Origin of the sequence: Candidatus Thermokryptus mobilis (assembly GCF_900070205.1) — a bacterium.
Classification (GTDB): domain Bacteria; phylum Bacteroidota; class Ignavibacteria; order Kryptoniales; family Kryptoniaceae; genus Kryptonium; species Kryptonium mobile.
Map to the genome: position 1 here is coordinate 1 of NZ_FAOO01000033.1, position 8,956 is coordinate 8,956.

Consider the following 8,956-nt stretch of genomic DNA (forward strand, 5'->3'; position numbering starts at 1 on the left):
ATAAATTTTGTTGTTCCCTGCCCCGGTGTGAGCCGGGGTTTTTTGTTTAGAAAATAAAAAAAGGAGAGGAATTTGTCAAGGGGTGAAGAGGGGAAATTTTTAAATGAACCCCTCACCCTGTCCTCTCACGCAGGGGGAGGGGGAACAGGGGAAGGGTTTTTAAAGGGTGTTTTTTCCCTACTTTAAAGGTTGAGAAGACCTATCTTATAGAGAAATTCTTCCCATTGTTCCTTTTTGTATTTTAGTTTATCAATTCTGACGAGATATCTTTCCTCTCGTATTTTCCCCAAGTAAGGGAGCGTTTCATTTACATTTTTGAGTTTATCTTTACTTGTTTTAAAGTAGCCACAGATAAAACCTTTTAGTTCTGTTTTTATTTCTCCACATTTAAAATCATATATTCTTTTTTTGATATTTTTAAGATAATTTTTAAAAAGCAGATCATCTGCTGGAATTTTGCCTTCGGCGAAGTCAATGAGGCGTGAAAATCCGCAGACCTCAATGAAGAATTGCAAAATGGGTTGTTGGGGAACGGAACATTTAACCATAATTCCATAATCGTATCCTTTCTCTGCTTCCGCCCAGATACCAGACAATGCGGGTGATGATTTTATGCTGACCTTTTTCTTAGCATTTTTAATGTCGTTCTTATGTTTTTGAAGTTGGTTTGATATTTCCCAATCTAGTTCTATTCTTACCTTAGTGAAGTTTTTTTCAAGAAATTTTTTCAGCATAATTTCGCCGAGTTTTCCGATAAACTGATCCACGAGAATTGACTCAAAAGTTCTCCTTCTTTCTCTAAATCCCTTTGCGGTTATGGTTGCTTTTGTCCCTCCTAAAAACATTTGATAAGTTATTTCAATGCAGAATATCAGCAGGCGTAAAATGTCTTGGTCGTCTAATTTTAATATAACTGTATTTGGCAGGAGTTTTTCGTAGATCCATTTTGAGGTTTTTTCTTCATCAAGGAACATTTTGTTTCCTTTAAAGGAAATAACTTTAAGATCATTGCTTCTGCAAGCAGAAAGCAGTAGTTCGCTGAGTTCTTCTTCATTAAATGATATGTTATGGTTTTCTTGAATATGTTTTATCTGATCTTGGATATAGCTTGATAATTTTCTTTTGAACTTGGGTATATTGTTCAGTTCGGATTTTAGAATTCTAATCATATTATTTTTTTCTTTTTAGCACGACTAGATGTTCTGTTTTTATTCTGCTGTCATTTTCCTTTGATGCGGGGTTTATTTTCGTCTCAAACATGACCCTTGAGACAATTTTATCAACGAAAGTGATTTCGTGTTCCCATCCGAAAAATTTTAGGTGTTCAATTATTATTTCATCTATTGGTATTGGAGTTGTTCTTATCTTGGCGGGACCTACGAAAATAAACATGTAGTCGGTGACTCGTTCGCTCAAATTCGTCAGTGCCCATAAAATGCTAAAAAAATATCTATCATACAATAATTTTAAATGTTCCTCTTGTATTTTCCCCCTAAGTTCGTGGTACTTTTCTGAATAGATTTTTATTTCTTTAACAGGTCTATAGGGTAATTCTTTTTTGCTAAGTTCTCTTATATAATTTTCATCGAATCCGAGCCAGAAGAGTTCCAATTTAGTTGACCTTATATATTCTTGCGCTTGCAGATATGGGGGTGAAGTTATGAGGATATTCACATCGTTTTCAAGTTTCATTTCCAAGGTATCTATTCCCGCTTTAATTTCATATACAACTTCTTTTGGGTTCAGGCGATTATATTCCCAAATTTTATGGAGCAATTTATGAATTTCTTTTTCTAGTTTGGCGTAGAACAGCGCCTCATAGTTACTTTTTAATAGTTCTTCTATTTTTTTCTTTGAATATTTTGACTTATAAAGTTTGTGGACTTTTTCATCTGCGTAAGAGAAATACTTTGTGACATTTAAGAGGGGGATTAAGAGAATATGTTTTACATTTTCCTCTGTAGAATGGACAAATCCCCATGTTTTTGAAAGCATGGGTAGAAATTCTTGTGGGAACCAATAATTTAGGTTTGACCAATTGGGGATAAATTCATTTTTGGAATTTTTTATTTCTTTTATTAGTTCGGCGGGGTTGATTTTGGGGTTTTTCATAATTGCAGTGTCGTGGATTATTTTAAGGATTGGGTTTAGGTCCCATAGTTCATAATCGTAGCCGTAGAGTTTTGAGACGATGCCAACAGTTCCTCCGCCGGCAAATGGGTCAAAGATTTTCATTCCAGGTTTAGCGTAGTTTTTCAGAACATATGCGATAACTTGTGGGATAAACTTTGCGGGGTATTTGTATATGGAAAATGTTCCGTATGTAGTTGATGGGATTTCAGGGATTGTTTTTCTGAAAAGTAGAAAGACCTTTGTATTTTTTTCATTTTCTTTTGGTTTTGGAAAGTTGAAGAAGGTCAATTGTTTGGGTTTATCATTTAGCATTTATTTAAAGTCAGTATTTTTTAGATTTTGTTGTTTTTAAAGATAAAGATATGAAGAGAAATTTTCAAGGTATTAGGGTAGAGGTTTGTCAGGGGTTTGAAGACAAGCTTTTCCATATTCCGAATTCATTAACTTTAAACTCTCTATCTTCACATAATATAGAGCCGGGAGACCAGCACAAGCCGTGGGATTTTAATTTTTTGCCTGCGCCTTTTTCATCATCCCAATCTCTACCTATCAAAGGTTCAATGTTTCCTTTTATAATCAGGTCATTGGAATATGAAATGTGGGACCAAACGGGGTTATCTTTGTTGATAAAGATGCAGACCTCACCGTTTTTTTCATGCCATTTGCCAGGGAAGTCGTTAAGTTCATTTTTAGGAACCATATCTTGCAGTTGTAGTAATCCGAATCCGTATTTTCTCTCGCCACCAACCTGGAATTGATTAGCCAACTGCTCTTTGAACTCAATACTTATCTTGTTATATGTGATTTTTAAATCATCATTATTTATTGAAAGGTTAAATTCGTTATCTGAAAGTTCTCTTATCCAGATCAATCCTTTCAAAAAAACTTGTTTTCCATCGTCGATCGTATATGGGCTTATAAATTCAACTTCGTGGAGCATACCTTCTTCAGTGGTAAATGATTCAGGGTCTATCGGTGCAGATGCCATTGAGCTAATAAATTTCTTTTCAAATTCGTTTTGAGGGAGAGAGTCAAACATCAAACCGTTGTTGGTATATTTGGGAATATATATTTCACTTTGCACGCAGGGGAAAAGATAGCCAAAACGCATTGAATTTGCGAGGAAATCGCCAACTTTCTTGTAGTCGTTTAGCCCGAGAAGCTGAGTAAGTTTTGATGTTAAAGCTGCCCATAGAAGTTTGCCTGGCACATATGGTCTTGTTTTGTAAAAATGCATTATTTTGTGGAATCCTACATGAAGTGGGGATTTCAGGCAAAATGTCCATTCAAAAAGATGCCAGTTCATTTATATTACTCCATTCTTTCATTGATTCTCAGGAAGATTTTGAAAGTGCCTTTGCATGATATCTTGCGTATATTAGTGATTTCTCAAGCATTTGAATAGCGAGTATAAGGTCTTCAAGTCTTGAAGCAAGTCCATTATCTTTTCGTATTTCTTCAAGTAAGTCAGTATTGTTAGTATTGCTAATAAGGTTTAGTTCGTTTAGTAATTTGGTTGTTATTTCTGTTATCTTTTTAGCGCCATTACTTTCAGCGCTTCCTCGTGATTCACAGAAGAGTGCGAAGGCATATAGTCCTTGTTCTTGTAGCACTCCCAGGGCTTTTGTGAGCAAAGATTCTGCTTTTTTAGCATCTGAATTAAAAGCTTGGCTAACCTTCTCAGCAAATTCATATCCGTATTTTGCACAAAGTTTGTCAAGGTTTTTCATTTTAACAATCCTCCTTATTTAAGGTTGAGAATTTTTAATCTTCCCATACCTCTTGTACCCATTCCGCCGATGCCAAGAGTTTCAAATAGTTTCAGACCTTTCTCTACTTGAGTTTTAACCCATGAAGTTCCTACATCTCCGTTGTCTTCTGTTTTGAGTTCTTTTCCTGAGATTCTGAATGTTTTTCCTGAGTTATAGGCAATTTCAAATTTTAGGATAGTTCCTCTTGGGATAGCTTCATAGGTAAAAAGGGCGCGGTCTTCAGCTGTTCCTGTTTGTGGGTCAATGCTAACTGAGGTTCTAACTTCAAGGTTGCTATTAACTATTAAAGAAAATAGGGTATCTGAAACAAGAACTAATCTTTGTTTAACAATTTCAGGTATATCGGGGAAGTCGGAATTCGTGATATTACCTTTACCATTTTCTTTTTTCAACATGAGCCATCCAAAGTTAAGTCTCTCTTTATTTCGCAATTGATCTCCCAGTGGATAAAATCCTTCAGCTGGGGCTGCAAATTGTTGTTGTAGTCCTAATCCTTCCAGAGCCATTGGCGAAGTTACCCATATAGGGCCTATCATTGATGCGACGGGGAAGAAGAGGATATGGGCATCAAAGAATTGGGCGAGTCCTTGCATGCTGTAGCCTGTTCCTTTTGAGAATCCGTAAGGTATGCAGACGGGGCAAGCGGGGTCTGGTATGCCACAGTGTTTTTCACCACCTTCTCCTCCGCGTCCGGCGCAGGAATATTCGGTGTTGTTGGACTTCCACAGGTATCTACCTGTAACCATTGCTGTGTAAGCCCTTGCGGAACCACTTAGGCTTGTCCCTGGGATCTTTGGAAGATTTGTTCCTGGCTCTCTAATTATTGGTAAATCAACCCTTCCTAATCTTGACCCACCTGATCCCACATGGATTGGGTCAAGGGCTATCGCGTAGTATTTTTTAATTTCGCAATTACTGAACATTATTATACCCCCTCTGTTTTAGGTTTTATTTTTCTTACTTGAAGATTCCAGTGGAGACAAAGGTCTAAGGCGCCATCTTTTGTTGCTTCAAAAAGTTTATCAAAGAGGTTTTTCTCATTTTGGGGGGAGATTTTCAAAATATTTGTAAGACAGGACCTGACGAAATCTTCCCATACTGAATCTCCGCGGTAATCTTCGTATCTTTTCTTTACTTCCTGCCAGAAGGCATAAAGCTGAGAGATGCCTAATCCTTTTGATTTTAAGATACGCTGTATATCTTCCCATATGCTATCTATACGTTTAATGTCATCAAGTGGTCGTAAATTGTCCCCGATTTGAAATCTTTCTGAGGCACTTTCAAGGTAGGACATTTTGAAATAAGATGTTTCAATTCTTATGCAATCATTTTGTTTAAGTTCTTTCACATGGACGACATAATCACCGTTTCCGGTGTAGTCGAAGGAGTAGTTTCGTTCTTTGAGGTTATTGCCATTAAATCTAATATAGGGGTGCCATTCATCTTCTTGATTGGGGTCGCCGGTTGAGTAGGAGATTTTCCAGGCAAGTGGGACAGGGAAATAGCAAGGGTTTGGGTTTAATGTTAGTTCTTTTACATATTTGCCCAACCTGTTGTGATCGGTGTTGTTGATTGAATTAACTCTGGCAGATATAGTTTTTGTTTTTTCTTTAAATGTTTCAATAAGCCTTTTACCTGCATCCATTGCTATATATAGTGGTGTTTTTCTATGGAAGGCGATAATACCGATGTGAAATGGCAGTCTATCTCTTACTTTTGAGAATTGAATTTCATATTCTTCGAGGATTTTCTTTGCGATATCAAAGGCGTCGTAGGCGGGGACGAGAGCCATAAATTGGTCGGGGTAGTCATAGATTTTAACATAGGGTAGATAGTTTTGAAATTCATCATTTGCTGGTTCTGCGTTTGATATTTTGGATTCATCTTTCCATTTATTATCGGTTTCACTTTTTATTTTTATTTTTTTCCCGGACATCCACGAGACAATTTCGTTTATTGTTTTACCTTTGTTAGCAAGGATTTGGAGGTTGATTGTGGTTAGGAAGAGTTTATTTGTTTCATCAATACAGACGGGGCTAAATCTTACGCCATCAATATCAATATCGCAGGTGGTGCCTTTAGGGATATTAGTATTGAGCTGAATGGTGAATTTTATTCTTTTTTTCCTGAGGTCTATAAATGGGGAATCTGTTCCGTAGGGGTGATTGTTGAGAATGTCTTCAAGAATAGTGTAGTGTATAAAATCTTGTGTTGTTTGCCAAATGCGATAAATACGGGCAAGGGATGGGTGTTTTCTAAATAATAGTTTAATAAGGTGTTTTGCATTTTCAGAATTATTTTTAAGTGACAATGCTTTTCCAGTTGCGTCCCTTTCAGCTATAGGCATCCAGAAATCATTCATAAAGTTATTAGGTGATCTTCCAGTAAATGACTTGCAAATATTTTTCCAATTTTCGTCTAAGTTTATAGACCCATTTAATAATTCTTCAAAACCTTTTTTGAGGTCTGAAATGTCATTTATTTCTAATTTACTACACAAGCTCTGGTTCTCGTTTTTCCATTCATAAAAAGTTTGGGAAACAAAGGTATCCAAAAATTCTCCGGAAAGCCATTTTCTCAGGTCAAAAAATCCGATGATCAATGCAACACGGTCGTTATGATCTGAAACTTCATCTAACCATATTGTTTTCTGTGAAGTGTTAATCCAGTGTGCGACCCTTTTCTGATATCTATCTTTACATTTTTGGCATCTTTCATCTTTCACTGGCTTAAGTTTGATTCTACAAACAGGACATATGTCTTCTCCACCTGCATCTTGTGATTCCTTAAATTCTTTAACTAAATTTTCTACATCACCAGTATGGGGATAGACAATTCTCTTTAAGGATTCTTCTCTTTCATTTGCTAAAATAACCATACTTCTACTTTCACCGGAAATATCAATTTGTAAATTAAAATCAAGTTTGTTTAAATGTTTTAGTTTTTCAATTATTTCTGATTTTAATTCATTTATGTTCTCAATATTGGGGCATGAAAAATAAATGCCTGTGGAATCTCGGTAAATTTCATTACCTAAAGGATAATCAAACTCAATGATTTTCTTTATCGCCTCGTATGTGTCTTCTATCTCTGCTTTGTAACCAAAAATATCACCAATCTTTAACCCCTTTGATAAAAGTTCAATAACATTTAAATTTATCTTTAAAATTCTCCATTTTGAATTTCCTCTTGGTTCATACCATTTATCAATAACCATTTTTGCAAGATTAGATTTGACGAGTGAAGCTATAGTGTGAGCATAGTCATAGAGTGAAATTTCATTAATTGGTCGTCTTGTTTCAGCTATGGTTTTGGGGTAGTATTGTTTAATCAAGTTAACAAATTCTTTGTAATTATCATAAGAAATATTTTGGTTTTTTAGTATATTGTATAAGATATCATTTAATTTTTGAAAAAATTCTCTTTTTGTGTTACTGATTTGATTTTCATCTACATTATTTAAATTTGCAGAACCGAGAAGTTCTATTTCTTTTTCGTATCCAAAAGCTGTAGCCCTATAAGTATATTGACTACTCTGTTTTCCCGAACCTCCTTTTCCTGCCAATGCTTTATCTATTCCGGAAACAATTCCATGGGCATCGGCAAGGATTTTACAAAGTCCTTTTGGTTTATCATTCCAGGTGTGTTTTTCAATAAATTCACATAAATTTGTTATTTTATTGGTATCCAATTCTCCAGGATTTGTTAAGTTTTTAAATCCATTTAATAAATTTTCCCAATTATCATCTTTTAATAAATTACCTAAACTTTTATCTTCAAAAAAGTTGGAACTATTACATATTTGCTGATAATCAAAATTTGATCCTGTTTGTGTGTTATTTTTAGCTTGTGCCAAAATGAATTCTTTAGAGAATCTTCCGATTAGATGAATGTATGCTCCAATCTCAGCAAGAAGGATGGGTATTCTGTTATCTTCTAATTTTTTAAGGAGTGAACTCATTACCTCTCTCCTTTAATTCCTTTATTATATTTTCCAATTCCTCAAAATTACTAAACTTTACTATATCCAAAAATCCCTTTATAACCAATTTGCTTGCTTCTTTGTCCCACTTATTTTCAATTACTCCATATCCAGAAGATTTCTTTGCTGAAAAGCCATAGGTTAGCATCATTGCTTTTAAGCCTGCTACCACACCATTAAGGTCATTAATAACTTTTATTTTTAGTTCAGACAAGGGTTTCCCTAAATGGTAAAATGGCAAGTAAAGCAGTTTGAAAAATCCCTTTGCTCCTTTTGGCACAACCTCGTAGTATATTGGATTTTTACCTGTCTTTGTTTTTCTGTCATGCGGATTGATTACTTCCATATCAATCCTGTCCCAGAATGTTGGGTAAAAATATAGCATGCCTGTAAGGGAGGGGACCTCTTCTTCGCCGAACCTTTCTTTTAATTTGTTTCTATAAATATCTTTTACATTAGGACATAACTCATCAAGATATTTTGTCCAACCTTTTGCCATTTCTTCCATTCCCTTTTCGGTTCCAAATAAGAGGGTATGCCAAAAGCGCACCTTAACGAACTTCTCTGGGTCATTTGCCTTTGGCTCAAGATAGATTTTCATCATCGTCCATCTTAGGTTTCCCTTCCAAGACATAGCTGATGTAAATGGGATGCCAAAGACCTTATCTTTGCGAATCGGGTTTTCAATGATATAAAGTGGCGTATCATCTCTTGAAATAAATGGTTTTGCAAGGGTTATAGGAAATTCAATAATAAAGCTTCCTTTAGGGAGGGTTGAAATGTCTGGGGAAGAATTGATGCCGAGAAGATTAAGTTCGGATAACTTGCAACACTGTAATTGGTCATTGTAATTTCCATTTGAATGGATTAAGGATTTTAGGCCTGATGAATATTCCCTTTCCCCTACCTTTGCATATACATCGGGTTTAATTTTGTTGGGTTCACCTCTTCTGTCAGGGAAATTTTCTTTTACACCGAAAGAAGTGATTAAGAGCATTATCCTTGAGAAAACGTCGGTTACTTCGCTATATTTTTCTGAACCTGAGACAAGGTTGTCTACATCATTTTT

At 35.5% G+C, this 8,956-nt stretch carries 7 protein-coding genes; all 7 read right to left on the reverse strand.

What is annotated here, in order from left to right:
• Positions 1-182 precede the first annotated feature (182 nt).
• Positions 183-1,169: a hypothetical protein gene (locus FKZ43_RS11250; RefSeq protein ID WP_140945992.1), complete on the reverse strand. Its 987-nt coding sequence runs from the start codon at positions 1,167-1,169 to the stop codon at positions 183-185.
• Position 1,170: 1 nt separating this feature from the next.
• Positions 1,171-2,445 carry a class I SAM-dependent methyltransferase gene (locus FKZ43_RS11255; RefSeq protein WP_140945993.1) on the reverse strand — a complete coding sequence of 425 codons (1,275 nt, stop codon included), beginning with the start codon at positions 2,443-2,445 and terminating at the stop codon, positions 1,171-1,173.
• Positions 2,446-2,533: 88 nt separating this feature from the next.
• A complete protein-coding gene (locus tag FKZ43_RS11260; RefSeq protein WP_140945994.1) occupies positions 2,534-3,439 on the reverse strand; it encodes a hypothetical protein in 906 nt (301 codons plus the stop codon).
• Positions 3,440-3,467: 28 nt separating this feature from the next.
• Positions 3,468-3,863, reverse strand: coding sequence for a type III-B CRISPR module-associated protein Cmr5 (locus tag FKZ43_RS11265; protein WP_140945995.1), 396 nt, complete (start codon positions 3,861-3,863; stop codon positions 3,468-3,470).
• A 14-nt stretch (positions 3,864-3,877) separates the two neighbouring features.
• The gene (locus FKZ43_RS11270; RefSeq protein ID WP_140945996.1) at positions 3,878-4,828 is read right to left on the reverse strand and encodes an RAMP superfamily CRISPR-associated protein; all 951 of its coding nucleotides are present in this window, start codon (positions 4,826-4,828) and stop codon (positions 3,878-3,880) included.
• Positions 4,829-4,830: 2 nt separating this feature from the next.
• Positions 4,831-7,866 (reverse strand): CRISPR-associated protein Csx11, encoded by a 3,036-nt coding sequence (locus FKZ43_RS11275; protein WP_140945997.1) that lies wholly within the window; start codon positions 7,864-7,866, stop codon positions 4,831-4,833.
• On the reverse strand, positions 7,850-8,956 hold a 1,107-nt coding region (locus FKZ43_RS11280; protein ID WP_140945998.1), incomplete at its 5' end, for an RAMP superfamily CRISPR-associated protein. The genes FKZ43_RS11275 and FKZ43_RS11280, both read right to left, overlap by 17 nt.